The organism is Salibacterium halotolerans (assembly GCF_900115625.1).
GTDB lineage: Bacteria > Bacillota > Bacilli > Bacillales > Marinococcaceae > Salibacterium > Salibacterium halotolerans.
The window spans coordinates 83,432-109,584 of record NZ_FOXD01000005.1 but is presented as its reverse complement, the minus strand read 5'-3'; the positions used below and the strand labels follow the sequence as shown (position 1 = coordinate 109,584).

The 26,153-nt window shown below is 46.8% G+C and carries 22 protein-coding genes and 1 riboswitch; of the genes, 7 read left to right on the top strand and 15 right to left on the bottom strand.

Going from position 1 to position 26,153, the window contains the following annotated elements; all coding sequences use genetic code 11:
* Nucleotides 1-67 precede the first annotated feature (67 nt).
* Entirely contained in the window at nt 68-454 is a 387-nt protein-coding gene (locus tag BM124_RS06145; protein ID WP_244504250.1) for a type II toxin-antitoxin system PemK/MazF family toxin, read from the bottom strand.
* 58 nt (nt 455-512) lie between these two features.
* Nucleotides 513-785, bottom strand: coding sequence for a hypothetical protein (locus tag BM124_RS06140; protein WP_093336062.1), 273 nt, complete (start codon nt 783-785; stop codon nt 513-515).
* Nucleotides 786-999: 214 nt separating this feature from the next.
* Nucleotides 1,000-1,183: riboswitch (Lysine riboswitch) on the top strand.
* A gap of 141 nt (nt 1,184-1,324) precedes the next feature.
* Between BM124_RS06140 and dapA the strand changes: the two genes are divergently transcribed.
* Complete coding sequence (gene dapA, locus BM124_RS06130) at nt 1,325-2,212, top strand: 4-hydroxy-tetrahydrodipicolinate synthase (protein ID WP_093336059.1); 888 nt, start codon at nt 1,325-1,327, stop codon at nt 2,210-2,212.
* Between the two features lie 124 nt (nt 2,213-2,336).
* The gene (yidD, locus tag BM124_RS06125) at nt 2,337-2,588 is read left to right on the top strand and encodes a membrane protein insertion efficiency factor YidD (protein ID WP_093336058.1); all 252 of its coding nucleotides are present in this window, start codon (nt 2,337-2,339) and stop codon (nt 2,586-2,588) included.
* 60 nt (nt 2,589-2,648) lie between these two features.
* On the opposite strand, the gene BM124_RS06120 is transcribed toward yidD, so the two are convergent.
* The 6 genes from BM124_RS06120 to BM124_RS06095 form a co-directional block, all read right to left on the bottom strand.
* Nucleotides 2,649-4,016, bottom strand: a complete 1,368-nt coding sequence (locus BM124_RS06120; protein WP_093336056.1) for a TRAP transporter large permease subunit — start codon at nt 4,014-4,016, stop codon at nt 2,649-2,651.
* Nucleotides 4,017-4,131: 115 nt separating this feature from the next.
* Entirely contained in the window at nt 4,132-5,343 is a 1,212-nt protein-coding gene (locus tag BM124_RS06115; RefSeq protein WP_093336055.1) for a M24 family metallopeptidase, read from the bottom strand.
* Between the two features lie 79 nt (nt 5,344-5,422).
* Nucleotides 5,423-6,865, bottom strand: a complete 1,443-nt coding sequence (locus BM124_RS06110; protein ID WP_093336053.1) for an aldehyde dehydrogenase family protein — start codon at nt 6,863-6,865, stop codon at nt 5,423-5,425.
* Between the two features lie 27 nt (nt 6,866-6,892).
* Nucleotides 6,893-7,933: a homoserine dehydrogenase gene (locus BM124_RS06105; RefSeq protein WP_093336052.1), complete on the bottom strand. Its 1,041-nt coding sequence runs from the start codon at nt 7,931-7,933 to the stop codon at nt 6,893-6,895.
* Complete coding sequence (locus tag BM124_RS06100; RefSeq protein ID WP_093336162.1) at nt 7,933-9,102, bottom strand: M20 metallopeptidase family protein; 1,170 nt, start codon at nt 9,100-9,102, stop codon at nt 7,933-7,935. The genes BM124_RS06105 and BM124_RS06100 overlap by 1 nt, the downstream gene beginning before the upstream one ends.
* 81 nt (nt 9,103-9,183) lie before the next feature.
* Nucleotides 9,184-10,434: a cystathionine gamma-synthase family protein gene (locus BM124_RS06095; RefSeq protein WP_425288570.1), complete on the bottom strand. Its 1,251-nt coding sequence runs from the start codon at nt 10,432-10,434 to the stop codon at nt 9,184-9,186.
* Between the two features lie 122 nt (nt 10,435-10,556).
* Here BM124_RS06095 and BM124_RS06090 point away from each other — a divergent pair, with 122 nt between their 5' ends.
* Nucleotides 10,557-12,263 carry a PucR family transcriptional regulator gene (locus BM124_RS06090; RefSeq protein ID WP_093336049.1) on the top strand — a complete coding sequence of 569 codons (1,707 nt, stop codon included), beginning with the start codon at nt 10,557-10,559 and terminating at the stop codon, nt 12,261-12,263.
* A 75-nt stretch (nt 12,264-12,338) separates the two neighbouring features.
* Here the strand turns inward: BM124_RS06090 and kapB are convergent, their stop codons facing one another.
* The 5 genes from kapB to BM124_RS06065 all read right to left on the bottom strand — a co-directional run bounded on the left by kapB (nt 12,339) and on the right by BM124_RS06065 (nt 20,418).
* Nucleotides 12,339-12,716, bottom strand: coding sequence for a kinase-associated lipoprotein KapB (gene kapB / locus BM124_RS06085; protein ID WP_244504249.1), 378 nt, complete (start codon nt 12,714-12,716; stop codon nt 12,339-12,341).
* A gap of 146 nt (nt 12,717-12,862) precedes the next feature.
* Nucleotides 12,863-14,347, bottom strand: coding sequence for a glutamate synthase subunit beta (locus tag BM124_RS06080; protein ID WP_093336046.1), 1,485 nt, complete (start codon nt 14,345-14,347; stop codon nt 12,863-12,865).
* 39 nt (nt 14,348-14,386) lie between these two features.
* Nucleotides 14,387-18,985 carry a glutamate synthase large subunit gene (gene gltB, locus BM124_RS06075; RefSeq protein ID WP_093336044.1) on the bottom strand — a complete coding sequence of 1,533 codons (4,599 nt, stop codon included), beginning with the start codon at nt 18,983-18,985 and terminating at the stop codon, nt 14,387-14,389.
* Between the two features lie 227 nt (nt 18,986-19,212).
* Nucleotides 19,213-19,989 carry an NRDE family protein gene (locus tag BM124_RS06070; RefSeq protein ID WP_093336043.1) on the bottom strand — a complete coding sequence of 259 codons (777 nt, stop codon included), beginning with the start codon at nt 19,987-19,989 and terminating at the stop codon, nt 19,213-19,215.
* A gap of 15 nt (nt 19,990-20,004) precedes the next feature.
* On the bottom strand, nt 20,005-20,418 hold the full coding sequence (locus BM124_RS06065; RefSeq protein WP_093336041.1) for a DUF2203 family protein: 414 nt from the start codon (nt 20,416-20,418) through the stop codon (nt 20,005-20,007).
* Nucleotides 20,419-20,605: 187 nt separating this feature from the next.
* On the opposite strand from BM124_RS06065, the gene BM124_RS06060 reads away from it, so the two are divergent.
* The 3 genes from BM124_RS06060 (at nt 20,606) to BM124_RS06050 (ending at nt 23,706) form a co-directional block, all read left to right on the top strand.
* Nucleotides 20,606-21,655: a toxic anion resistance protein gene (locus tag BM124_RS06060; protein ID WP_093336040.1), complete on the top strand. Its 1,050-nt coding sequence runs from the start codon at nt 20,606-20,608 to the stop codon at nt 21,653-21,655.
* 27 nt (nt 21,656-21,682) lie between these two features.
* Nucleotides 21,683-22,627: a hypothetical protein gene (locus BM124_RS06055; protein WP_093336038.1), complete on the top strand. Its 945-nt coding sequence runs from the start codon at nt 21,683-21,685 to the stop codon at nt 22,625-22,627.
* Between the two features lie 89 nt (nt 22,628-22,716).
* Nucleotides 22,717-23,706, top strand: coding sequence for a DUF2777 family protein (locus BM124_RS06050; protein WP_093336037.1), 990 nt, complete (start codon nt 22,717-22,719; stop codon nt 23,704-23,706).
* A gap of 117 nt (nt 23,707-23,823) precedes the next feature.
* Here BM124_RS06050 and BM124_RS06045 read toward each other — a convergent pair whose 3' ends face one another.
* Both BM124_RS06045 and BM124_RS06040 read right to left on the bottom strand, forming a co-directional pair.
* Nucleotides 23,824-24,033: a hypothetical protein gene (locus tag BM124_RS06045; RefSeq protein WP_093336035.1), complete on the bottom strand. Its 210-nt coding sequence runs from the start codon at nt 24,031-24,033 to the stop codon at nt 23,824-23,826.
* A 58-nt stretch (nt 24,034-24,091) separates the two neighbouring features.
* Nucleotides 24,092-25,231, bottom strand: coding sequence for a conserved virulence factor C family protein (locus BM124_RS06040; RefSeq protein ID WP_093336034.1), 1,140 nt, complete (start codon nt 25,229-25,231; stop codon nt 24,092-24,094).
* Between the two features lie 188 nt (nt 25,232-25,419).
* On the opposite strand from BM124_RS06040, the gene BM124_RS06035 reads away from it, so the two are divergent.
* Complete coding sequence (locus tag BM124_RS06035; protein ID WP_093336032.1) at nt 25,420-26,148, top strand: metallophosphoesterase family protein; 729 nt, start codon at nt 25,420-25,422, stop codon at nt 26,146-26,148.
* The last annotated feature ends 5 nt before the right edge of the window (nt 26,149-26,153 follow it).

Here is a 26,153-nt window from a genome sequence, read left to right as displayed (position 1 = left end):
ATGCTCCCCGAAAACGGAAAGCATGCTCTCTCTTCATTATGTATGTCTATTCATGAAGCCTGATACGTTACATTTCTTCTACACCGAGACTAATCGCGATTCCTTTTTTCACCCGTTCCATCGTATCATCATCCAGGTGGGTGATTTTGTCTGTTAAACGCTGTTTGTCGATGGTTCGTATCTGTTCCAGCAGAATAACACTGTCCCGGTCAAACCGATGTTTTTTTGCGTCGATTTCAACGTGGGTCGGCAGTTTTGCTTTCTTTATCTGTGCTGTAATGGCCGCAACAATGACGGTTGGGCTGAACCTGTTGCCGATGTCATTTTGTATAATCAGCACAGGTCTTACACCGCCTTGTTCCGATCCTACCACCGGTGAAAGGTCAGCAAAAAAAACGTCTCCACGCTTTACTACTTTTTTGGTTTGGTGATGATTATGACTCGTATCGCTCAAATCATCCATTCACCTCCTTCACCGGTCCCGTTTACAGGATATGCTGAAAAGGAACGTTTTATTCATCATCATCTGAATAAATGAGTTTCTCTCCTTCAAGGAGAGCTTCCTCTTCCGCTTCTTCGAACTCCCTGCATAGCTGCATATTAATTTGAGCCATCTCCAGGTATCCCTGTTTCATGTGGTAATGAAAATCTGTAGATTTCCGATGGTCAATCTTTTCCTGCAGCACTTCCTGAAAGAAGGAATCTTTCTCTTCTTCACTCAAATGCTCTATTTCAGAATATAAATCTTCTGGAAGCTCCAGTGCGATCTGCTGAAGTTGAGACATATCCAGACAGCCCCCCATGCATGCTTTATTCCCACTCATCATTATAAAGCAATCTTATCTCAAAATAAAAGTATTTTTAAAAAAAATGTAGATTTTTGAGGTTATCATGCATGTCGAGATATTAGATTTGCCGGTATTCAAAAATAGATTGCAGTTCCATAAAAAATCTGTTAAGGTTGTTGTAGTTTAATATAATTCCTGCTTCTATAAGAGAAGTGAGGTTAGAGGTGCGGAAACCATCAGTATGCGGCTGGAGGAGCATGAGATCCTGCGAAACTGCTGAAAGGGGGATCCGCCGAAGCTGACAGCTTCTCATAAGTTGACAGCTGGTTATGTATTGAACAAATACGTAACTGTCATATAATGCGTCTCGTGTTATATGGAGGGCTATCTCACGCATAAACGGTTTGAAACGTTCATGCAGCATTGGGAACCCTCCCACTGCTGCTTTTTCATGTGTGGAAGCAGTTTGCGGGAACAGCCCTCATCCGCCTGTCATATCATATTAATTCAATCTCATGCGGAGGGTGATGGATACAATGAACGTTGGAAGAATAAGCACCGCTATGGTTACTCCTTTTGATGAACAGGAAGAAGTCGACTACAGTGCGGTAACCAAACTTGTAAATCATTTGATTTCAAATGGATCAGACAGCCTGGTGATTGCAGGCACAACCGGAGAATCCCCGACATTGTCGACTGAAGAAAAGCTGACCCTGTTTGAACACGTTGCCAAAACTGTAAACGGACGTGTGCCGGTGATTGCAGGCACAGGCAGCAACAATACAAGAGCATCGGTTGAGCTTACAAAGCAGGCTGAAAAAACAGGAGTCGACGCAGTCATGCTGGTTACTCCCTATTACAGCAAGCCATCCCAGGAAGGAATGTACCTTCATTTCAAAAAAATCGCAGAATCCACACATCTTCCTGTTATGCTCTACAATATTCCGGGACGCAGTGCCGCGGGTCTTGAACCGGAAACCATTATTGAGCTTTCAGCTGTCGACAACATTACTGCCGTAAAAGAAGCAAGCGGTGACCTGGATGCAATCGCCCGCATCATCGAAAATACCGCTGATTCCTTCCATGTGTACAGCGGCGATGATACGCTGACGCTGCCTATCATGTCGATCGGAGGCACCGGCGTTGTTTCTGTCGCGTCACACGTGCTCGGCAATGAAATGCAGGATATGGTTCAAAGCTTTGTGAACGGGTATCCTCAATATGCAGCGAAGTGCCACCGTGCTCTGATTCCGACGATGAAAACCTTCACGATTGCACCGAGCCCCGCGCCGATCAAAGCGGCTCTGGAACTTCAGGGTATTATTTCCGCAGATGTACGTCTGCCTATGGTTCGTCTCAAAGAAGAAGAATTGAATGTGCTGCGTTCTTCCCTGCAGCCCAAAACGACATTTTTTGTAAGCTGATACGTTCTTTTAGAGATGTTTTAAAGATTGGTTCTTTGCAGGTATAATGTGTCTATCAGAAGAAAACTGCGGTCCCCGTGAGCGATACGGAACCGCAGTTTCTTTATGCAGAGGAGGTTTATCATTGAAAAAAGTTCTGCTTCTCGTTATTAAAGGATATCGAACATTTATATCCCCTTTCACTCCCCCCTCCTGCCGTTTTTGCCCGACCTGCTCGCAGTATGGTCTGGAAGCTGTTCAGACGCACGGTGCCTGGAAAGGCTTAGGCTTGACGATAAAAAGAATCAGTAAGTGCCACCCTTTTCACCCAGGAGGATTCGATCCGGTTCCTCCGAAAAAGATCAAGCACAAAAGCGGCGGCTCAAAGTCTGAGTAACGGCTTTGTTTCTTTGCTCAGCCGTATGATTGAATAGCCGGACCTTTCAGGTTCTGCTAATCAGAGAAGGCCGAACCATTCCATAAAACTGAGCACTGTTGTCATGACTAGCGCCATAAGCGCGATAAACGGAACGTTTTTACGAATAACGCTCCAGGGTGATTCTCTCATGAGATTGGACGCCATTAATACGGATCCGGAAAATGGAGAGAGCTGGACGGCCATCATCCACGCCGTCAGCAGCATAAGCCCCATAAAAGCCGGCTCCACCCCGAAGTGTGCAGGCTGCAGAGAACTTCCGAACCCAAGGACAATAATAACAGGATGAATACCGACAAAAGCGAGTGCCACAGCCGTTGCGATTAACATCAGGATCAACAGAGGGATGATGCCGCCTGATCCTTTCATCATCATAGTGGACAGCCACTCTCCCGCCCCGCTTATGGACAGTGCCTCTCCAAAAAATCCAGCCGTTATAAAAATTCCGACTTCATTATACAGCCGCCCAAACGAACCTTGAACATGCTGCAGTGCGGACTGAATATACACGCGGCTGTTTCCGGTAACAGCCGACCATAAGAGCGGTAAAAACAATGCGATAATCGAGACAGACGCGAGCATCGATATGGAAAACACGGACTCTACCGCAAAAGAGAGTATAAGGAGAACCAACACAAAGGCCGCCAGCATGAATAAGCGGTGTTTTACTGTTTTTATATCATGAACCGAAGGCTGTTGATTGATTATTTTGTATTCCCCTGCAAAGATTGTTTTGCGAAAAAACAGCGGGATAAATAACGCATAGATCGTAGCAAGCGCCAAACCGGGAATCCCGATTTGGATCCAGGACAGATTATATAAACTAAGAATCAGTCCGACATTGATAAAATACGGAGACCACAGCATACAGAAACCGAACGCCCGGAGGAGCATCATTACAAACCGTTTATTCTCAAAGGAAGAAAAGCTCTCGTATCCTATATTATAGACGAGCGGCATCGAGCCTAAATTTAAAATCGATCCCATTGAGGCGGTAAGGAAAAACCCCATTCTGTAAGGGTGGGAGGCGCGGCGTTTTTCGCGCTCCAGAAAAAAAGCCTGAAGTGCCTGCAGATACCCGGATTCCGACATCAGAATACCGAGAAAAGGGATAAGCAGAAACAAAGCAAGCAGATTCATATTTTCCCCAAAACTCATCCAGATTTTTGCAAATGTAGTTTCGTAGAAATAAAAAAGACTGCTTCCGGTAAGCAGAAGGACAAGAACCACAGTTCGGTTGATTCTGTTCATTTTAAATAGAGAAAAAAACAGAAGTATTGCCGCTATGCTGCTGAATATGTATAGAAGAACCGCTGCAGAAACAAATACGTGACACAGATACAAAACGACGGCCGCAAATGCCGCTGTCCCGAGATAATTATCATTCATGAAGCACCCTTCTTTCCCTGCACCATTCACAGCTATCGTATCATGCTCTTTTTGTTTTCACCACTCAATCTATGAAAAAACTCTGCAGTGCTGAAAGACCGCAGAGTCGAGCATCCTAAGTTGCCGGGTTTTCATCCGAGGTGAATGTGCTGATCCGGGAAGGCTGTTTTATATGAAGATTTCTCGGCACATCGGCAAAGGTCTCACAGCCGTTTTCGGTAATACGAATGGACTCGGTGATTTCCACTCCATAATTATCAAGCCAGATGCCGGGCATAAGGTGAAACGTCATGTTCGGCTGCATCATCGTCCGGTCACCTTTCCGGAAACTGACTGTATGCTCTCCCCAGTCCGGCGGATAACTTAAACCGATGGAATATCCCAGCCGTGATTCTTTAAAGTAGCCGCGTTTTGCAATGGTTTTACTCCAGATATCTTCCACTTCTTCGGCTGTTATTCCCGGTTTAATGTATTCCATTGTTGTTTCTATTCCTTCTACAACAACTTCGGCAAGATCATTTACTCTATCCGGTGCCTCGCCGATAGCAAGTGTCCTCGCCATAGGCGTATGATACCGCTTATAGGCACCGGCTATCTCAATGGTCATGTAATCACCATATTGATAACGCTTATCCGTCCAGGTAAGATGCGGGCTGGCTGTATTTTCATTGGACGGTATCATAGGAACAATCGATGTATAGTCCCCGCCGAAATCAGTAGTGCCGCTGATCTGCGCCTGATAGATGGCGGCTGCTACATCATTCTCGCGGATACCTATATCAATGGTGTCATAGGCAGCATTCATGGCATTTTCGAGAATTCTGGAAGCTTTTCTCATGCATTCGATCTCTGCGTCGGATTTGATGAGTCGGACCCAGTTTACGAGCGTACTGAAATTTCGGAATTCAGCATTCGGAAGTCCCTGCATGATTCGTTCATAACACATCGCGGTGAAATAAAAAGCATCCATTTCAAGTCCTATTTTACGATTCCCCTGTCCGATTTCCGTTAAAATGTTCGAAACAAAATCCATCGGATGTTTGATGGTGGACTGCACAAATTCATCCGGATACGGGATAATATGATTGTCATCCAGCCAGGTTGTAACCTGGGCGCTGTGAGCGTCCATTTCCCTTCCGATCCAGATAGGCTGCTCCTCGTCAATCATAACAACAAGAATCTGATGGACGTAAAAAGACCAGGCATTATAACCGGTCAAATAAAACATGTTGGATGGATTGGATACGAGAAGCACTTCAATACCATATTCCATCATTTTCTGTTTCGTTTGATTCATTCTTACTAAATATTCTTCATTGGAAAACATAATTCCACCCCTTTCCCGGCTGTCGATATCATCCTTTGATTAAGGGGGCGGACCGTGGGACCGCCATCCCGGTTTTCGTTTATTCATCTGTCCATTTAAAGGCGACGATCCGTTCTTCCGACATTTCTTTTATTGCATATTCTACGCCTTCACGTCCAATTCCGGAACCTTTCACGCCGCCAAACGGCATAGCATCAATACGGAAGTCACTGCTGTCATTAATCATGACGCCGCCGACATGCAGTTTTTTCGACGCTTTCAGCGCAGCATTGATATTCGTTGTGAAAATACCAGCCTGAAGACCGTAATTGACATCATTGGAACGCTGTATGGCTTCATCGAGATCTTTCACTTTAAAGAGCAGTACCGCCGGACCGAAGACCTCTTCTTTGACGATGAGTGCCTCATCCGGGACATGTTCGAGAACGGTGGGATCCACGTAGGCTCCACTACGCGTACCGCCTGCAGCAACCACACCTCCGGCTTCCACCGCTTCTTCAATCCATCGTTGTACGCGCCCTGCCTCTTTTTCGTTAATCAGCGGTCCCATGTCTGTATCTTCGGACAATTTACTTCCAGTTTTTACGTCAGTCGTTTCCTGCAGAAAACGGGATCGAAACGCGTCATAAACGTCCTCTTCGATATAAATGCGCTGCACGGAAAGACAGTTCTGACCGGCTGCTGCAAAAGCGCCATCGGCACACGACGCCGCCGCAGCGTTCAGATCAGCATCTGACCTTACAATCACTGGAGAATTGGACCCAAGCTCCATGGATAACCGTTTCAAACCCGCTTTTTTTGCGATGTTTTCCCCTGTTTCCATGCCGCCTGTAAAACTGATCATATTAATGTCCGGGCTCTCTATCAGAACATCCCCGATATCCCGCGCCCGGCCGGTGATGACGCTGAGCATTTTAGGCGGTAGTCCGGCACTCATGAAAGCTTCTGCCAGTTTAATGGCACTAAGCGGCGTTTCTGTTGCCGGTTTTATGATGACCGCATTGCCGGCCGCGATGCCCGGTCCGATTTTGTGGGCAATTAAGTTTAATGGGTCATTGAAAGGTGTAATGGCTGCGATGATACCTACGGGAAAGCGGAAATAGTACCCCATCCGGTCTGTATTACCCGGCATCTGGTCGAAGTTAATTGATTCTCCGGTAAGGCGCCTTGCCTCTTCGGCACTGATCCGGATCGTTTCTGCAGCTCTGGTTGTCTCACTTCTGGCTTCATTTATCGTTTTGCTGCCTTCTAAAGCGATCGTTTCCGCAAACGTTTCAAGGTGTTCTTCGATATAGGCGGCCGCCTTGGTGAGAATGTCCATTCTTTCTCTGACCGATAAATCCGCAGCTGTTTCTGCGCCTTCCTGTGCGAGTTCGACCGCCTGTTTCATGTCGGAGGCCGAACCTGCCGGCACAGAGCCGATAACTTCGTTGTTTTCCGGATTCCGTACTTCAATCTCTTCTGATTTTTCCACCCATTCTCCGGCCAGCAGCATCTTTTGTTTTTCTATTTGTCCTGCCATGTTACCCGCCACCTTTCGTGTAAAGTGTTAGACATGGTTGCGTTCTATATTAATCAAATCAATCAACAAGGCAAAACCGGTTTCTGGTATACCTGCTCCCGCCCCCATCAGCGTTACCGGTCCCGACAGGTCGCACTCATACGTTACTGCGTTCAAAGCTCCCGATATCCCGGCAAGAGGATCGTCCTGCGGAACTTTTTCAGGTAATACCGATGCCGTCACCTTTTCCTGGTCATTTTTTATTTTGCCTATGAGTTTCCACTTTTTTCCCTCCGAAGCCGCCTGCTGAATATCCTCAGGGGATAAGGTGGTGATGCCTTCACACTGTACATCATCTTTGGAAAGCCCGGCGTTCATCACGACATTGGCCAGAATAATAACTTTGTAAAGAACATCCCATCCTTCCACGTCACTTGTCGGGTCTGCTTCGGCATATCCTTGCTCCTGCGCTTCTTTCAGTGCATCATCGAGTGTCATTCCACTTTCCATACGCGAAAGAATATAGTTTGTCGTACCGTTAAAGATACCTCTTATTTGACTGATCTCATTGCCGGCAAGGGAAGTAAGCGGCATTCGAACCGCAGGTGTTCCACTCATCACTGTGCCTTCAAACTTAAATTGAACATTGTACTCGGCTGCCATGTCGTTTAACTCCGTATAAGCAAGCGCCACAGGACCCTTGTTTGTCATGACAGCATTTTTCCCGGCGGAAAATGCTTTTTTGCAGTGGTCGATGGCCGGCTGTCCGGTATGAACATCGGTGAACGTGATTTCAACCATCGTATCCGCGTTGGATTGTTCAATGGTCGTTAAGCTGTCCCAGTCTCTGATCAATCCATCCTGTTCCGGATAGTGATAAAGGGTCCCGTCCTGCTCGAGAGAGTCGAAAACAGCCTGTATATCCAGCCCGTCGGGATGATGGAGAGATCCTTTATATAAATCTGAAATGGAAACGATCTGAAAGTCTGTGCCGTACGTTTCCTTCAGCGAATGTCCTCTGTCCTGGATGATATGGGCAAGACCCCGTCCAACTCCTCCGAATCCTATAAAAGCCAGTTTATGCGCCATTACTTCCCACTCCCTTCCTCATGCTTTACGTAATGCTGAAAAAACTGAAGCGCTGTACCTGCAAGAAGGGAAGCGCCAACCGGAAGTATGTCTTCCTGCAGATCAAAACGAGGCATGTGAAGGCCGCGCTGATGGTTGTTTTCAAATCCCGCACCCAGAAACAGCATAGCAGCGGGCACTTCTTCCGCCATATAACCAAAGTCTTCGCCGCCTAGTCCATATGGTTCACGTATAATCGAAAAGCCGGGAAATATATCCTGCATCGTTTTATCAAACATATACACAGCCGTTTCATCATTGAAAAGAGCAGGTTCTCCCTTTTCTACATGAAGCTGGTACGATCCGCCCATCGCTTCCACCACCGAGAAAGCCTGTTTCAGCTCCTCTTCAAGATGACGGCGGGTGTCCTGGTCGTAACTTCGTATCGTTCCCTGTATCGTGACTTGATCCGGTATGACATTCGTGGAAGATCCCGCTTTCACTTCACCGATACTGATGACGGAAGGAACAAGCGGCGACGTTTTTCTTGATGTGATTCCCTGCACGGCCTGTATCACAAACGAAAGCATCCAGAGAGGATCCGTTCCAAGGTGGGGATAGGCTCCGTGCCCTCCTGTTCCACCTATTTCGGCCTGAAACGTGTCTACATTTGCCATGCTAGGACCCTGGTGCAGCCGGACAGTGCCGGGACGGTATTCCGGATCCATGTGGAGGGCAAACGCCATGGACACATCCTCGAGCATCCCATGATTGATCATATACGGGGCACCGGATTTCCCCTTTCTATCTGTCATTTCCTCTGCAGGTTGAAAAATAAACTTCACTGTTCCCTGAAATGTCTCCTCTTCCGACAAGAGACGGGCGGCACCGAGAAGCATGGCGGTATGGGCATCATGACCGCAGGCATGCATGATACCGTCATAAACCGAACGGTAGGATGTTTTATTTTCCTCCTGAATCGGCAGAGCATCCATATCAGCACGAAGCGCTATTGTCGGTCCGCTGCCTTTTCGAAGAATGCCGGCGACTCCGGTTTTCAAACCGGTTTCCTCTTTCCCTGCAAACACTTCCATTCCCTGGATATTGCGGAGTTCTTTCTCGACAAAAGCTGCTGTATTTTCTTCCTGGAAGCTGCGTTCCGGATACTGGTGAAAATGCCTGCGCCACATGAAAAGCTGATCTTTAAGTGCCTCTGCTTTCCTGTAGAGATAATGCTCGGAATGCACTACACCCCACCCCTTTTTTATCCATTACTCTTTTGAAACAGCTGTTTTCTTCAATGAAGCAAAAGCCGCTTCCAGATCTTCTATCAAATCATCCGGATCTTCAATGCCCACAGAGTAGCGGACGAGACTCTCCGGAATACCCAGCTCCGCCCGTTCTTCCGGTGTGTTTTCCACATGACTTGTCGTTCTCGCCGGGCCGACCGTTGTTTCGACAGAACCGAGATTGGCGGCGCGGTTGGCGTACTGTAGTTTCGGCAGAAAACCGCGAACTGCCTCCATTCCGCCTTTCATGGAAAAACTGAGCATACCGCCGAACTGTTTCATCTGACGCGCCGCGATCTCGTGACCCGGATGGTCTTTCAGGCCGGGATAGAAGACATCGTCCACCAAATCATGATTTTTCAGGTACTCTGCAATTTTCATGGCGGAATCGCATGACTGCTTCAAACGGAGGTGGAGAGTTTTCATCCCTCTAAGGAGCAGATACGCCGCCATCGGATCCATCGTCGCCCCGTTAATTTCACGGTAATGAAAAATCTGTTCCACGAGTTCACGGTTTCCGCATACAGCTCCTCCCAGAGCATCGGCATGACCGCCCAGAAACTTTGTCGCGCTGTGGATGACAAGGTCTACGCCGTATTCAAGCGGGTTCTGATTAATAGGTGTTGCAAATGTGTTGTCGACAAAAACCATGGCACCAACGTTCCGGGCTGCGCGTACCATTCTTTCCATATCCGTGATTTTGACGGTTGGGTTCGTCGGCGTTTCCAGGTAAAGAATTTTACACCCTTTTTGTACTTCCTGCTCTATTTCTTCATGATTCCCTGTTTCACAAAGGCTGACATCCATATCAAGACGGGGAAGAAACTCACTGAAAATTTTATTGGTTCCCCCGTACGTATCATTCATGGAAACAATCCGGTCCCCCGGCTTTAAAAAAGTGGATAAAGAGTTGCTTATAGCTGCCATGCCGGTTGAAAAGCTTGTTGCAGCCTCCGCACCTTCCAAATCTCTGATTTTTTGTTCAAACGACTCCACGGTCGGATTCGTATTACGGCCGTAGATGTGCCCTTTTTCCCGGCCGACAGCAACGTCATACCAATGATCAAGGTCATCATAGGAATAAGCGACGCTGTGTACAACAGGCACCTGCGTTGCTCCATGTGCTCTATATTCTTTCTCACCGGACCAAACCGCTTTGGTCGACTGCTGAATTTTCCGATTTGGATTGTTTGTCATGGTTTGCACTTCCTTCCCATCGTACTTTCTTTTCATCTGTTTTTATCATACGATAGAAAAGGAAAGATTCCATTCATCAAGTTGTATAAAAGTCATTCGTGCTGTTTCAACACAATGGATAAGAGATTTTATCACATCGATCGAATGGAGGTGTTTTTATGTTCACGGTGAAAGAAATGCTCGAACTGCCTGTGCTGAAAAAAGCAGAAACGAAAGCAGAAACACCGTCCGCGCTCGGTAATCCGGTAGAGTGGGTTTCGATTATCGAGCTGCCTGTGGAAGACTTTGTACGCACCAATGAAGTCGTATTAACGGCCGCTTTTGGATGCGAGAACGATGAGAAGAAACTGCTCTCTTTTGCAGAAGAAGTTATGAATTCAAAAGCGGCAGCGTTAATTATTGCAACCGGACGATATTTAATGGAAATTCCGTCTGTTGTTATTGAGCACTGCCAGTCCCAGGGCTTCCCTCTCATTGAACTGCCATGGGAAATCCGTTTTGCAGATGTGAGCCATGCGATTTCAACAGCTTTGCATCATCAAGAGCAGAGTTTTGTAGAACATTCCGATAAAATACGGAGAGAACTTCTGGAGATTATACTAAATGGTGAAGGTACGTCAGAGATTGCAGCCTATCTTTTTCGACGTCTGAAGATGCCTGTTCTTATCACCGATCGTCGGGGCGGCCTGAAAGCTAAAACCTCGGAATCCAAAAAACTTGAGGAAAGCTGGAGTTCACATCTTCTACAGCACGGTGACCCTTTGTTTTTTCAGATGGAGGAAGCATTTGATACTGGGCCGCTTCCTAATAAGATGCACTGGGTGCATATGGATCAAAACAAAGTGCTGCAGCTTACCGTACAGGGAGCCAGAGAAATCCAGGGATTTATCGTCATCGAATGGCCGGAGCAGCTCCCCGAAGAAGATATATACGAAGAGAATATTTTAATTCTGCTTGAACATGCCGTAACGACATCGGCACTCTGTTTTCTGCATGATCAGGCTGCATTGGAAACGGAAATGAGGCTGAAAAACGACTTTGTGTGGAGCCTTGCGGAAGGAACGTTTGAATCAAGAGACGTCGCTTTATCAAGAGCAAAGTCGCTTGGTTATCATTTGAACGTCCCCTATTTATGTATCATCGCCCGTCCGGAGGAGCTGGAGAAGCTTTACGAAGAAGAACAACCTTCCGTCTCCTCTTATGAAAATTGGGTTAGACAGCTGGGTGACTGGCTGGAGGAAGAAGTTTATCACACTGGCCGCATGCTTCAGGCCAAGACGATGACTACCTTCCAGAAAGAAGATTTAATCATATTTATAGAAACTCACACCGATAAAGGGGTGGAAACAGCCTATCCATTTATCGAACTTCTGGAATACAGAGTACGCCAGGTGCACCCTTCTCTGATGATGTCCTGGGGTATTGCGAAAACATTCGGGGATGATTTTTTTCATGAGGGGTACAAAGAGGCGTCTTCGGCTCTTGATATCGGACGCCGGCAGAAAGGTGCCGGATTTGTTACCACATATGCCAACACGCGGTTTGACCGTGCTCTTCTTGCGCTTACTGAAAATGAAGAACTGCGCAGCATTACAGAAGGCATTATTGCACCGCTTTTACATTATTCCCATGATCGCGGTATTGATCTGGTGCACACACTGGTTATTTTTAACCGGAACAAAGGAAACATAAGTCAGACGGCAAGAGATTTAAATCTGCACCGCCAGTCTTTAACTTACCGGCTGAGAAAAATTGAAAGAATGACTGGATGCGGTCTCGATGATTCCGACGACTGGTTTTTAATCGACCTTTCCATCCGTCTCTATAATATAAGTGCCGCATCTGAAAAAAAACCGGTGGAATGATGAAAACAAAAAGCTTCCGATTGTCAAAGTGATAGTCGGAAGCCTTTTGTTTTGTCCTTTTTATTCATGTATACTTTAAGATTCTTCGATGCGGTAATCCCGTTTCAGCTCTGCCAGTGTTTCCAGTGATTTGTTTGAATACTCATCACTTCTGCGTGAAAGGTCGCTTTCCAGTTCTTTCAATGCTTTGACCAATGATTCGCGGTACGTGGGGATTTCTTCTTCAAAAGACTTTGCGTTCGGGGTCGGAACCCATACTTTTTCGTGCTCGGCAAGAGCTTTTCTCTCATGAAATAACGGGACATCGACACGTTTGGGCTGATGAAGGTCTCCCTGCATCGGGTGTTTTAATACGGCAGTTACTTTCATCAATATCTTATCATTTTTTTCATCTATCTTTTCTCCAACGTAAACTCCTGTTTTATAAGAAGCTTTTATAAAAGAATTTGTCATGATAATGCTCCTTTTCTCTATGTACTTTATTCGTTGTGTTCTTTATATTTTATCATGTGTTTAAGGTTTATTTCTATTTTAAATACGGTACGTGAAATTTTATTGTTGAAGAAAAAAGAAACGGGCACAGCAGCCCGTCCCTGTAATTAAGGCAGATTTGTAATGCCCATGAGGTATCTGTCACATTCACGTGCTGCTTCACGGCCTTCATGAATGGCCCAGACAACCAAGCTTTGTCCTCTTCTGTTGTCACCGGCAGCAAACACGTGCTCTCTGTTCGTTTGATAACTTCCGTATTCTGCATCTACGGTACTTCGTTCATCTGTTTCAATTTCCATTTTCTCCAGAAGGTTCTGTTCCGGACCGGTAAATCCGACAGCCAGGAATACAAGATCGGCTTTCCACACCCGTTCTGTCCCTGGAATCTCTTTTCTCATTTTCTTTCCATCTTCATACACTGTATCTACATCGACGGTATGCAGCTCTTTCACTCTTCCATTTTTATCGCCGACGAATTTTTTCGTCATGACTTTGTACGTACGCGGATCCTCTCCGAACACAGTTTCCGCTTCCTTATGCCCTTCTTCCTGGCCGTAGACTACCGGGTATAAAGGCCATGGATTGTCTTCAGGACGCTCCACACCTTTTTCCGGGTGGATGTCAAACTGAATAAGCGAATTACAGCCGTGACGAATGGATGTCGTGATGCAGTCCACGCCGGTGTCTCCGCCTCCAATGACAATGACATCACGGTCTTTAGCCGAAATGTAGTTGTCATCTTCGTGTTCGGAGTCGAGCAGCGATTTGGTATTCGAACGTAGAAAATCCATCGCATAATGAATACCGTTAAGCCCTCTGCCTTCCGCCGGTACATCCCTGTGCACCTGCGCACCGGTACAGAGAAGAACAGAGTCAAAATCGCGGTTCAGATCCTCTTCCGGATAATTCAGTCCGATATCCGCATTCGTAACAAACTCTACGCCTTCCTCTTCCATAATATCCAGGCGTCTCTTAATAATATGATAGGACAGCTTTACATCCGGAATGCCGTATGTCAAGAGACCGCCGATTCTATCGTCTTTTTCAAATACAGTGACGCGGTGTCCGGCTTTATTGAGCTGGGCAGCTGCCGCGAGTCCGGCGGGGCCGGAGCCGACAACAGCCACTGTTTTACCTGTGCGGCTTTTCGGAGGTTCCGCTGTAATCCAGCCTTCCTGAAACCCTCTTTCCACAATGTTAAACTCTATGGACTTGATAGTCACCGGATCATCGTTCAAGGCCACTGTACAGGAGCCTTCACAAGGAGCCGGGCATACTCTGCCGGTAAATTCAGGAAAGTTGTTTGTTTTGTGCAGGCGGGTGAGTGCCTCTTTCCACTGCCCCCGGTAAACTAAATCGTTCCATTCCGGAATCAGGTTATAAACCGGACAGCCGATTTCCCCCGATCCTTCCATCGTCGTGCCGGCCTGGCAGAAAGGGATGGCGCAGTCCATACAGCGCGCCCCCTGTTCCTGCAGTTTCTCCTCCGGCATAATAAGCTGAAATTCCTGCCAGTTTTTCACACGTTCCGTCGGTTTTATTTTCGGCGGAGCTTCTCTTTCATACTCCATAAAACCTGTCGTCTTCCCCATACCTCTCACTCCAAACGTTATAAATCTTGATGCCGGCTGCTATTTTCCTCCTACGCGGGCTGCAGCTGTTTTTGTTTCGTTAAACGCGCTCATGATTGCTTCTTCTTCGGTGAGCCCCTCTTTTTTGGCGTTTTCTATGGAGGCCAGCATATGCTTGTAGTCATACGGAATGACCTTCACAAATTTCGGAAGCATGTTTTTCCACTGCTGAAGGATGCTTTCCGCCAGAGAACTTTCCGTATAGGAAGCGTGACGTTCAATCATAGTTTTCAATCGTTTAATATCTTCTTCCTGCTCGACCGGTTCCAGATTAACCATTCCCTGGTTGCAAAATGATACAAGGGTGCCGTCCCGGTCCAGAACATAAGCCATGCCGCCTGACATGCCGGCAGCAAAGTTTTTGCCGGTAGATCCAAGGTTAACGACTATACCTCCGGTCATATACTCACAGCCGTGGTCACCGAGTCCTTCCACTACAATGTCTGCACCACTGTTACGGACAGCAAACCGTTCCCCGGCTACTCCGCGGATATAGGCTTCACCGGACGATGCACCGTAAAAGGTAGTATTACCGATCAGAATGCTTTCTTCCGGGGCGAACGTTGAGTTTTCAGGAGGATAGGCAATTATTCTTCCTCCGGATAACCCTTTGCCGAAGTAGTCATTGGCGTCCCCGACAAGAGTATGGGTCATTCCTTTTGGAAGAAAAGCACCGAAACTCTGGCCGGCGGATCCCCGGAACGTAAACCGGATTGTATCTTCCGGCAGACCTTCTACGCCGTAACGTTTTGTGACTTCACTTCCCAAAATGGTTCCTGTCACTCTATCGGTATTGCGGATGGCAAATTCACCAAACACAGGTTCTTTATTCTGAACAGCATTATCTGCTGCCTTTAAAAGCGTGGTGACATCCAGAGATTCTTCAAGCTGGTGGTCCTGTTCCTGATGGCCGAAGTGTTTGGATTGATCCAGTTTCTTCGGACGGTACAGGAGATTCGTCAAGTCCACAGCATTTGCTTTCCAGTTGTTCACACTATCTTTCTGCTTCAGCATGTCGGTTCTTCCTACCATCTCATTCAGATTGGTAAATCCGAGTTCCGCCATCACTTCACGCAGTTCTTCGGCAACAAAGTGCATAAAGTTGACAACATGATCCGGGCTGCCCATGAATTTCTTGCGCAGTTCGGGATTCTGGGTCGCCACCCCTACCGGACAGGTGTCCAGATGGCAGACACGCATGATGACACACCCGAGCACAACCAGTGGCGCTGTGGAGAAAGCATACTCTTCTGCACCAAGAAGCGCGGCGACGGCAACATCTTTTCCGGTCATCAATTTACCGTCGGTTTCTACTTTAATACGATTTCTGAGATTGTTCTCAACAAGCGTCTGATGTGTTTCTGATAATCCGATTTCCCACGGAAGTCCGGCATGTTTAATGCTCGTTTTCGCTGCTGCGCCGGTTCCGCCGTCATAACCACTCACGACAAGACCATCGGCACGTCCTTTTGCAACGCCTGCGGCAATCGTGCCGACTCCGGTCCCGGATACGAGTTTCACACTGACAGTCGCCGAAGGGTTGGCGTTTTTCAAATCGTGAATGAGCTGGGCCAGGTCTTCAATAGAATAAATGTCGTGATGCGGAGGCGGCGAAATAAGACCTACTCCCGCTGTCGTCCCACGGACTTTGGCAATCCAGGGGTATACTTTATTGCCGGGCAGCTGGCCGCCTTCTCCAGGTTTTGCCCCCTGGGCGATTTTAATCTGGATTTCATCGGCATTCACAAGGTAATGACTTGTCGCGCCAAAACGGCCGGAGGCAACCTGTTTAATTGCGCTGCGCCGGGAATCACCATTGGCATCCGATGTGAACCGGTCCGGGTCTTCTCCGCCTTCACCGGAATTTGATTTTCCTCCGATTTTATTCATCGCAATCGCAAGTGCTTCGTGTGCTTCTTCGGAAATCGCACCGAAAGACATGCCGCCCGTTTTAAATCGTTTCACAATATCTTCTGCCGGTTCTACTTCTTCAAGCGGTACCGGGTTTCTGCCCTCTGTCTGAAAGTCCAGCATACCACGAAGGGTCGTCTGTTTATCTTCCTGCTTATTAATAGCATTCGAATATTTCCTGAACAGCTCATAATCATTCTGTTTCGCCGCATGCTGCAGCATATGGATGGTATGCGGGTTATATTGATGAGGCTCCCCGTTCCGTCTCCACTGCATATCGTCCCCCGGATCGAGGGTTTTGTCCACCCCTTCCCGCTTTGTATAAGCCTTCGAATGGCGGATCAGCACTTCTCCGGCAATTATATCAAGTGTCACGCCGCCGATTCGTGAAGGAGTCCAGGTAAAGTATCTGTCCACTACTTCAGGCGCAATGCCGACAGCTTCAAAGATCTGGGCGCCGCGATAACTCTGGATTGTTGAGATACCAATCTTCGACAAAACTTTCATGATGCCCTTCGTTGCAGATTTAATATAATGCTGCACTGCTTCTACATAAGAAGTGTCTTCAAGCCAGTTATCCCTGATCATTTCATCAATGCTGTCAAATACAAGATACGGGTTTACTGCTTCCGCCCCGTAACCGAGCAGTACAGCGTAATGATGAACTTCTCTTGGTTCCGCCGTTTCCACTGCGATACTCACCTGGGTCCGCATTCCGTTACGGATAAAGTGATGATGCAGGCCTCCGACAGCGAGCAAAGCCGGAATCGGGGCAAGACTGCTGTCTACATCCCTGTCACTCAGAATAATAAGGGTGGCTCCCTCTTCCACTGCTTTATCAGCAGATGCAAACAGGCTTTCAAGTGCAGGCTCCAGAGCTTTTTCACCACCGTATGCATCAAAAACCATCGGCAGTGTTACGGACTGAAAACCTTCAACTTTATTGGAACGAAGTTTGGCAAAGTCCTCATTGTTCAAGACCGGTGTCTTGAGATACAGGTGACGGGCACCCTCGGGTCCCGGATGAAGAAGATTTCCTTCTGTACCGATCGTCGTCCCTACCGCGGTAACAAGCTCTTCACGTATCGCATCAATGGACGGGTTCGTTACCTGGGCAAACAACTGCTTGAAATAGTTGTAAAGAAGCTGGGGATTTTCCGATAAAACAGCGAGCGGAGAATCGTAGCCCATCGAACCTACCGGATCCTGTCCGCCTTCAGCCATAGGCTTGATTAATTTATCAAGCTCCTCATACGTGTACCCGTAAGCGATCTGTCTCTCTTTCAGATGATCAAAGTCCGTGTTGTATACTTCACGGCTCTCCAGCACATCCTCAAGATCCGTCAGGCATTCTTCCACCCATTCTTTATATGGGTTTTGATTCACAATATCGTGTTTAATTTCCTCGTCCGGAACAATGCGGCCTTCTTCCATATCTACAACGAGCATGTGTCCGGGATGGAGCCGTTCCTTGTAAAGGATGTCTTCCGGATCAACGTCCAGCACACCTACCTCAGACGACATAATGATATGATCATCTTTTGTTACATAATACCGTGCCGGACGAAGACCGTTACGGTCCAGACAGGCTCCTACTTTCCGCCCGTCGGTATAGGCGATTGCCGTCGGGCCGTCCCATGGCTCCATCAGTGTACTGTTAAACTTGTAAAATGCTTTTTTGTCTTCGGGCATATGGTCGTTGTTTTGCCACGGCTCCGGAATCATAAGCATGGCGGAATGCGGCATGGAGCGCCCTGCCAGTGTCAGAAACTCAAATGTATTGTCAAACATCGAAGAATCACTGCCGTGGTGATCGATAATAGGATGGACTTTGTCCAGATCCTCTTTGAATTTTTCGGATTGTACAACAGCCTCCCGGGCATGCATCCAGTTCACATTTCCTTTAATCGTGTTGATTTCCCCATTATGAATGAGATAACGGTTGGGATGCGCTCTTTCCCAGCTTGGAAATGTATTGGTTGAAAAACGTGAATGTACCATAGCAACGGATGTTTCAAACGCCGGATCATGAAGCTCATAATAAAACTGCGGCAGCTGCTCGGTAGTGAGCATACCTTTGTACACAATGGTACGCGAAGAAAGGCTTGCAAAATAAAAAGAATCCCCTTCTTCGATGTCATTCCCTGCTTCATTTTCAATCCGCTTACGGATAACATACAGCTTTCTTTCAAAATCATCCTGTGATAAATCAGCACCAACGCGTTCTATAAAAACCTGGAAAACAGCCGGCTTCGTTTTCAGTGCAGCGTTTCCGATCATGCTGTCGTTGACCGGGACTTCCCTCCAGCCGAGCAGGCCCTGTTCTTCTTCTTCAATAATAGCATTTATTTCTTCCATGCTCCGGCGGAGTCTCGTTTCATCAGCCGGAAGAAACATCATTCCGACGCCGTAATACCCTTCTTCCGGAAGGGTGAACGACAGGTTCTTCTCCCACTTCCTGAAAAACGCGTGGGGAAGCTGCAGCAGCATCCCCGCTCCGTCTCCTGTATTTGGTTCATCTCCCTGGCCGCCGCGGTGTTCCAGATTAGACAGTATAGTCAAAGCATTCTCTACTATATCATGAGACTTTTTTCCTTTTATATTGGCTAAAAACCCGATTCCGCAATTGTCATGCTCAAATTCGGGGTCATACAGTCCTGCTCTCTGTGAGATATAAGGCTGTGTCATTACCTTCTCCACCTCTCTCAAAACTTGCTGACCAATGGCCGCTCTCTCTTTTTAAAAAAGTAATATACAAAAGCATATCATTTTTCTGACATTTCGGCAAATTATATAACAAAAATTCGAATCCTTGTAAACGGTTTCTCTGTGCCTTCCCCTCGTTTTTAATATCCAAATCACGGAGGGGGTGATGCATAATTATAATATATAGAGAAAAAATATTCAATTTCTCATTATGATCCATTCTCTTCCACAGTCCACTCAAACTTTGTATGTTCCGACAACTCCGCACCTTCGAGGAATGTCTTTTCTTCCAAAACAGCATTTCCCTGCCTCGACACCATAAACACGGTCTGGGATCGGGTTCCATACCCTTCCATTTTTATGAACAATGGTGACAATTTTTTTTCAAAGGTATAACCCACACCGGTATCAGGCAGCTTCCTATCATCCGCTTCTTCAGAATTCGATAAAATCTGAAAGATTTTTTCTGTTTCCATTGATCCATCAGACATCTTCAGCAGATTGGAAAGATCTGTTTTCATTTTTTCCACTTTAGGCCACGGCGTATCCAGATAAGAATTACTCAACCCGTATATCCCTGGTGACAGTGGTATTTTTTTGTGTGCTGTCTGGTTTGTCGCATAATACACACCGTCCGGACTGCCGCCCAGCAGATTGTAGCCGCCGTATTGATGGCGGTTCTGCCGTAGATTTTCAAAAAAGCGGTCGGCATGATCCGTCTCGAGAAAATTCTTTACTATTTCACCGCGCGACCTGGGCGCTTTTGTTTCTCCCGGATCTCTCACATTGTTTACAGCAGCAAATCGTCCGCTCTTTGCCGCCCCCATCCATGTTCCACCCTGCTGGAGGTCCTTTCCGGCCGTAATCGGAGAATCAGGCCAGGAGTGCAGAGAAGCGGTCGGTCTATTAAAAAACTCATCGCGATTTGCTGCAACAATCAATGGATAATCAGGATGAATCCGGTATCCAATCCCTATAAGACACATCCTTCTTTCCCCCTGTCAGTCATCGTCGGTTTTACCGATAGTCCTCCGGTGTTCCATCGATTCAGACCACTCGTAATAGTAGGATATATATTCTTCCCCTTGTTTCCATGACAGAAAAATAGATTTTCCGTCGAGGCGTGCCGGAAAAGCGACAATCCCTTTTTCAATGCTTTTTATATAGATACCGGCAGCCTCCAGCTGCTGCAGCAGCTGAAGGGCCTGGATTTCCATAAAATCAATGGCGGATTCCAGAACAAAGATGTCTTCTTTAAACGTTGTATCTTCCTGAAGTCTGCCCTTTTTTACTGCCTGAAGGTGGTGATAACTCGTTTTGTACTCATGCTGCAGATGCTGCAGATGCACCATTTCTTCCCGGACATCCGGAAGGACGGCATTGGCTTCTTTTAAGCCGAAATATTTCCTGAACATTCTAACCTCCTTTCCCGATTATATGATGTTATATTGAATCTGATTGTAAATGTTATCGTACACAAATTACAAAAGAATGAAAAGCAATGTGCTACGAAGGACGTCAAAAAATGATATAATAGAAAAACAAGCACAATCAATGATCGGATATCGTATCCAAACGATTCTTTGTCAGGAGGAGATTCCTATGACCAGTGAAAACGAACAAAATGCCTCTGTTTTGTCAGAAAGTGCCAAAGAAACGGTGAATGAGGCAGAAAAATATCTGGAACGCTTCAAACAGGAAAAAGATTCAGACGACCTGCTTTCCTCCATTGGAAGTCTGGGTGAATCCGAGCAGAAAAAAGCCGGTGAATCCCTTGATGCACTTAAACGTCCGGTGCGGGAGATGATGAACCAAAAAGACAATGAGCTTCCGGAAAAACTTCATGAGCTCAAAGGTATGGTCAGCGAACTGGAGCCGGAACACCTTAAAGAAGGCCGCCTGAAAAAAACGTGGAACAAGCTGCTCGGCAGAAGTCCAATGGAGCAGTACGCCAAAAAATACGAAACAGTGGAAGCGCAGGTTGAAAACATTATTGAAGCACTGCTTTCGGGCCGCGATAAACTGCAGGAAGACAACGTGATGCTCGAACAACTGAAAGAAACCGCGAAAGAACGGATCACCGAACTGCAGCAGCAGATTGAAACGGGCAACCAGCTTAATGAAATGCTGGAACAGGAAATGACTAAAGATGAATGGAAAGATAACCCGTCTCCTCTCCAGAAAGGCCAGGAAAAAGTAATAACACGGGTGAAAAACATGCATCAGGCCGTTATGGTGCTGCAGCAGTCCCTTGCTTCCGTTGATTTGATTCTCGACAATAACGAAAAACTGGAAGAAGCCATTTTCAATGCCATTACAATGACAAAAAACATTATTACAGTTACAGCTTCCATCCAGCTGGCGCTTGGCAACCAGCGTAAAGTCATCAACGCGGTGCAGAACGTCAACGATGCGACGGAAAACATGATATTAAGCAATGCCGAAATGCTGAAATCAAACACCGAAGATACATTGAAGACTCTTGAGGAACCTGCCGTTGCAATTGAAACGTTCCGTAAAGCCTACGAAGACGTTAACGCCGCTATTGAAATGACGGAACAGTCCAATGAACGTATCGTTCAGTCCGGAAAGAAATTCATTCAGGAACTCGATGAGCTCAATGAACAAATGAGAACAAAATTACTGGAATAACAGTTAAAATGAAAAAGGTGATTCAAGTTGGCTAAAGACTGGCTGTTGCATCCATGGCTGGAACGGTTTCTGCCGGAACACATGCGGCCGGTGGATGATCATATTTTTTCTGATGCACACGGTCTTGTCATCGTTCAGGAAACAGAAGCAGCCCTGGATCGTTTAATTGAATACGGCAGACAGGTGAAATCATCACAGAATTTCAAAAAAAACGGAGATACGTTTCATTTCAGGCTCAAGGTCAATCAAAAACGAATGAAGCTGTTAAGTTACGAAAACCACAAATCCGGGGCTGCCATAAAGAAGAGGATAGTAATCGAATACCTCCGTAAAGCCTACCTGCCCAAAAACCGGCAGAAACGATGTAAAGAAGCAACGGTGCAGTATATTAAAAACGGACAGACTTTTGTCCGCAGTATACAGCAGTCTGCGTATTTCAAAGGTATATTTGATAAACTCGAGCAGCTTGATGATGCGCTGCTCGGGGATTTGATTCAAAATCCTGAGCCCGCAGCCGATAAACAAGTGCAAAAGGAAGCAGAACCGTCAGGAGAAAAAGATTTTATTCACTCCGGGGAAGAACCGTTTCATCAACTGATGGAACTTGAAAAGAAAAAGACGGAATCATGGCAGGAACTGCCGGCTTTAATCCATAACCGCCTCTCCAGTCTTATGGAAGAGATCCGCCGGACGGGAGATCTGTTTGATACATTGGATGTGGAAGACCGCTACACCGTAAAACGAATGCTCACTAAAGATATCCCCTCTTTGGTGGACACCTTTTTATCGCTTTCCTCCGACAATCAGGGGAAACAGACAGAGCAGCTTTATGAAGCGCTGGTCAAAATGGAAGTTAACGTAAGCAGGCTCCGGGAAAAAACCGAGCATACAAAACTGGAGCAGATGGAACAGCTCATTGAACTGAATGAACGCAGATATCCGGCCGGGAGACGGAACAATCGTCTGGAATAAACTGTTGTCAGGCTTGCTGAATCCACTTTCGATTGCGTATAATAAAGTTAGTTACCGAACGAAAAGCTACTATTAAAGTGAGGGTTACCATGAATCGCCAAGAAGCGTCCAAACATATAGGCAGTACGGTCATCGTAGACCAGGGACAAGACGGGGTGTATTACGGCAGACTGGAAGAAGTCCAGACACCGCCCAAAAAAATGTGGTCCGGAAAAGTTACCATTACAGGACTTTTTGACGTGCCTGCTGTACACCGTTCTGATGTTATTTTGAAAATGAAAGATCAAAGCATTGTCGTACCGGGCGGTAAAATTGATATTACGGAAGAGCCGCAGACAACTGACTTTGAATCCTCTGCGAAAGCAGCTTTGAAACAGGTTATTGAAAATCTGCAGGCTGCATCCGAATCCTACGCGTCCGAAGCCGAGACATGGCAGGAAGTAAAAGCATCATTTGAAAATGAACCTGCGGAAAAAAAACAGAAACAGTCTGATGAGCAGCAGGCTCCTTCCTATGTCGTATACCGCATCAAAAAACAGCAGGACCACCCCTTCCTCTATGAGCCGATACACGGAGATGAACTGGAACTTGAAGGATGCCCGTTTGAATTCGAAATAAAAATTAACGGCAGATGGCATCCGGCCTCCCACAGCCGGGATTTTACGTTTACAGACGAAACAGGTGCTTCGGTCACATTGAATGAAGGGGATAATGTCCGTATTCATACCGAACAGTTCCAGCCTTTCACGATCCTTTTGAATGAACTGGAACACCCTTCACGCCGCAGCCTTCTCAAAGACCTTGAAGACTTTGGTTTTTCAGGATCCGATCTGATGGACTGCCATAACCGGCTACTCCATGAACTGCTGCAGTCCGAAGGAACTACCGACTTTAAAGGGGTTAACTTTCTAATGTTCCAGACGACTTCTTCCACCCTGGTTGTACAGCATCATTATGAACGTGTGCTGAAATCCAATGCGCAGGATTATGTCTATGACCGGTTTGAATACACAGCAGATAACGGAGTGCGCCGGATATCCACCTACACAAGCGCCTACTCCAAAGACCACGAATCCTGAGTAAATAAAACAAAAAGCTTCCGGCTATCTGAAATGGATAATCGGAAGCTTTTTTTACTCTTATATAGGACCGGAATTGTCACGGTTCTTTTTCTCCGGGTACGGTATCCTGATCTGCTATTCTTCCGCCGGAATGTAAATGATTTCGACACCTTCGTTTTGTAGTATTTCAATCAGCCTGTTATTTAAATAGTCATCCCGGAGAAGACCAAGGGACTCGACCAGCTCCAGTTCAGCCAGCTCCCCCTGCTCGGCCTCTTCCAGCAGTTCCAGCGCCTCCGTCATTTCTTTTTCCTGCAGCTGCTGTTTCAATTCCTCTTTCGTCATTACGTACTTATGCTCCTTTTTTGCGGAAGTGAAACCACCCTTTTATCCACTACCGATTCTATTCGTTTATTCTGTCCTGCTGCATTTTTTCCGTCATCTGCTTCCAGACTGAACCTTCGGCCTCTTTCCCTTCTTCAATCCGTTTTAAAGCAAGCCTTGCCTGCAGAGCTACTTCAAACGCAGGATCGTTCACGGTTTCACGGAGCGGCTCTGCCGCCGTCTCATCTCCCACTTCATACAGGAACATCGCTGCTCTCCAGCGGACCAGTTTGTTTTTATCATCAAGCGCATCTATCATAGCCGGGATGCCTGCCGGGTCTCCAAGGTCCGAGAAACAGTCGGCAGCCGTACGACGTACTGTGACGGACTGATCGTGCATCGCCTGTCTCAGAAGCGGCAGAATAACCGGCTTTTCAATGATTCCAATGTGTACAACGGCAAGTCTTCGAACGGATGACTTCTCATCATGAAGTGCTTTTTCAAGAATCGGGAGATCTTTTTCTTTCGGATTCATTTTATCAAGAGCGGCATACCGGCTCCGCCAATCCGGTTCATCGAGCATTTCCGGTGTCACTTCAATAAACCTGTCTTCAAACTGCCGGGCATTCTCTTCTCCGGATAAGGAAAGCTGAACGAGCGTGTTCAGACGTTCCCGGGGGTAAGCCGCGGACGTTTCCTCCGCTGCCTCATCAGCTATGACATCCAGGTCATCGCCGTAGCGGCGGCTGTGATCTTCCCACCGTCGCTGCATCACGATGTTATCGCCTTCGGTCTGAGCGTTGAATGCCGCTTCCTGAAAACGTTCCGGGAGCCCTTTGCGCTTCTCTTCGTCGCCTGATGTTACTTTGACCTGCATAGGAATATCTTTAAACATCTGCAGCTGCACCTGCACTTCTCCAAATGCATCCTCCATTTCCATGGTTGTCTCATCGGTTTTTGCATTTTCACCGAAAACTCTGCGTACCTGACCAAGCAGTCCTTCCCATTCTGCCTTGGGATGACGTTCAAGAGCCATAAAGTCAGATACATGATATATTCCGGTAATACCTTCAATCTCCAGTATCGGACGGATAAAGTCAGGAGCCTCTTCTTTGTTGTCTGCTTTATAGTTATTGCTTTTCCCGGACGGGAGCGATTCATCCATGATTAATTTCATTGTATTCGGACTTGGTGTCGGCTCAATCGAAATAATGTTCATCTTCTCTCTCCTCTCATCATTGTGCTGTTTGTTTTCAACGGATATGTCATAGATATGAGTGATTGTAACACAAGGGGTCTTGTACCTTCCACCAGGGAGCATAACATGAAAATTGTTATGACAGCTTTTCTGTCTCATGTATAATGAAGTATAGAGTTTTGATTCATTGCATAGAGGAGGATGCCTGTATGAAAATTGCATTATTATCTGATATCCATGGTAACGCACGCGCGCTGAAAGCTGTACTGAATGATCTGCAGAACAAAAATATTGAACAGATGTATATTCTGGGGGACTTGTGCTACCGCGGTCCTGAACCTAAAAACGCACTGGAAACGGTACGATCCACCCCCGCAAAAGTGCTGAAAGGCAATGCAGATGAATGGGTGGTCCGCGGGGTACGCGCGGGCGAAGTTCCCGACAACGCGCTGGCTCTTATGAATCAGGAACAGGATTGGACCGTTGAACGGTTAAGCCGCGAGGATATCGATTATCTGGATAAGCTGCCGGAATCATTTCTTGATACCTATCATGAATCTGTAACGATACATGCCTTTCACGCTGTACCGGATAATCTTTTTGATGCTGTAACGGCGGATGCTTCCGATGAGACTCTGCTTCAAACCCTTCACTCGGAATCGGAAGCCGATATTGTAGTATATGGGCATATCCACACGCCGTATATCCGTGAAGCAGGAGGTACAACGTTCATCAATACCGGCAGTGTAGGTCTTCCTTTTGACGGCGATCCCCGGCCGTCTTACGTGCTGCTCGATATAGAAAATGGATCGTTTGATGCGTCCATTCACCGGGTGGACTACGACAAAGAACGTGTCACCGCACAATATGACGCTAATGATTATCCAAACAGCAGCCAGATGAAACAGGTTGTTACAAACGGAAGAAAGCCGTCGTAATACCA

Coding starts and splice junctions, on each gene's coding strand:
- BM124_RS06140 (WP_093336062.1), bottom strand. CDS start 785: ATGTCTCAACTTCAGCAGATCGCACTGGAGCTTCCAGAAGATTTATAT.
- dapA (WP_093336059.1), top strand. CDS start 1,325: ATGAACGTTGGAAGAATAAGCACCGCTATGGTTACTCCTTTTGATGAA.
- BM124_RS06120 (WP_093336056.1), bottom strand. CDS start 4,016: ATGAATGATAATTATCTCGGGACAGCGGCATTTGCGGCCGTCGTTTTG.
- BM124_RS06115 (WP_093336055.1), bottom strand. CDS start 5,343: ATGTTTTCCAATGAAGAATATTTAGTAAGAATGAATCAAACGAAACAG.
- BM124_RS06110 (WP_093336053.1), bottom strand. CDS start 6,865: ATGGCAGGACAAATAGAAAAACAAAAGATGCTGCTGGCCGGAGAATGG.
- BM124_RS06105 (WP_093336052.1), bottom strand. CDS start 7,933: ATGGCGCATAAACTGGCTTTTATAGGATTCGGAGGAGTTGGACGGGGT.
- BM124_RS06100 (WP_093336162.1), bottom strand. CDS start 9,102: ATGTGGCGCAGGCATTTTCACCAGTATCCGGAACGCAGCTTCCAGGAA.
- BM124_RS06095 (WP_425288570.1), bottom strand. CDS start 10,434: ATGAAAAGAAAGTACGATGGGAAGGAAGTGCAAACCATGACAAACAAT.
- BM124_RS06090 (WP_093336049.1), top strand. CDS start 10,557: ATGTTCACGGTGAAAGAAATGCTCGAACTGCCTGTGCTGAAAAAAGCA.
- kapB (WP_244504249.1), bottom strand. CDS start 12,716: ATGACAAATTCTTTTATAAAAGCTTCTTATAAAACAGGAGTTTACGTT.
- BM124_RS06080 (WP_093336046.1), bottom strand. CDS start 14,347: ATGGGGAAGACGACAGGTTTTATGGAGTATGAAAGAGAAGCTCCGCCG.
- gltB (WP_093336044.1), bottom strand. CDS start 18,985: ATGACACAGCCTTATATCTCACAGAGAGCAGGACTGTATGACCCCGAA.
- BM124_RS06070 (WP_093336043.1), bottom strand. CDS start 19,989: ATGTGTCTTATAGGGATTGGATACCGGATTCATCCTGATTATCCATTG.
- BM124_RS06065 (WP_093336041.1), bottom strand. CDS start 20,418: ATGTTCAGGAAATATTTCGGCTTAAAAGAAGCCAATGCCGTCCTTCCG.
- BM124_RS06060 (WP_093336040.1), top strand. CDS start 20,606: ATGACCAGTGAAAACGAACAAAATGCCTCTGTTTTGTCAGAAAGTGCC.
- BM124_RS06050 (WP_093336037.1), top strand. CDS start 22,717: ATGAATCGCCAAGAAGCGTCCAAACATATAGGCAGTACGGTCATCGTA.
- BM124_RS06045 (WP_093336035.1), bottom strand. CDS start 24,033: ATGACGAAAGAGGAATTGAAACAGCAGCTGCAGGAAAAAGAAATGACG.
- BM124_RS06040 (WP_093336034.1), bottom strand. CDS start 25,231: ATGAACATTATTTCGATTGAGCCGACACCAAGTCCGAATACAATGAAA.
- BM124_RS06035 (WP_093336032.1), top strand. CDS start 25,420: ATGAAAATTGCATTATTATCTGATATCCATGGTAACGCACGCGCGCTG.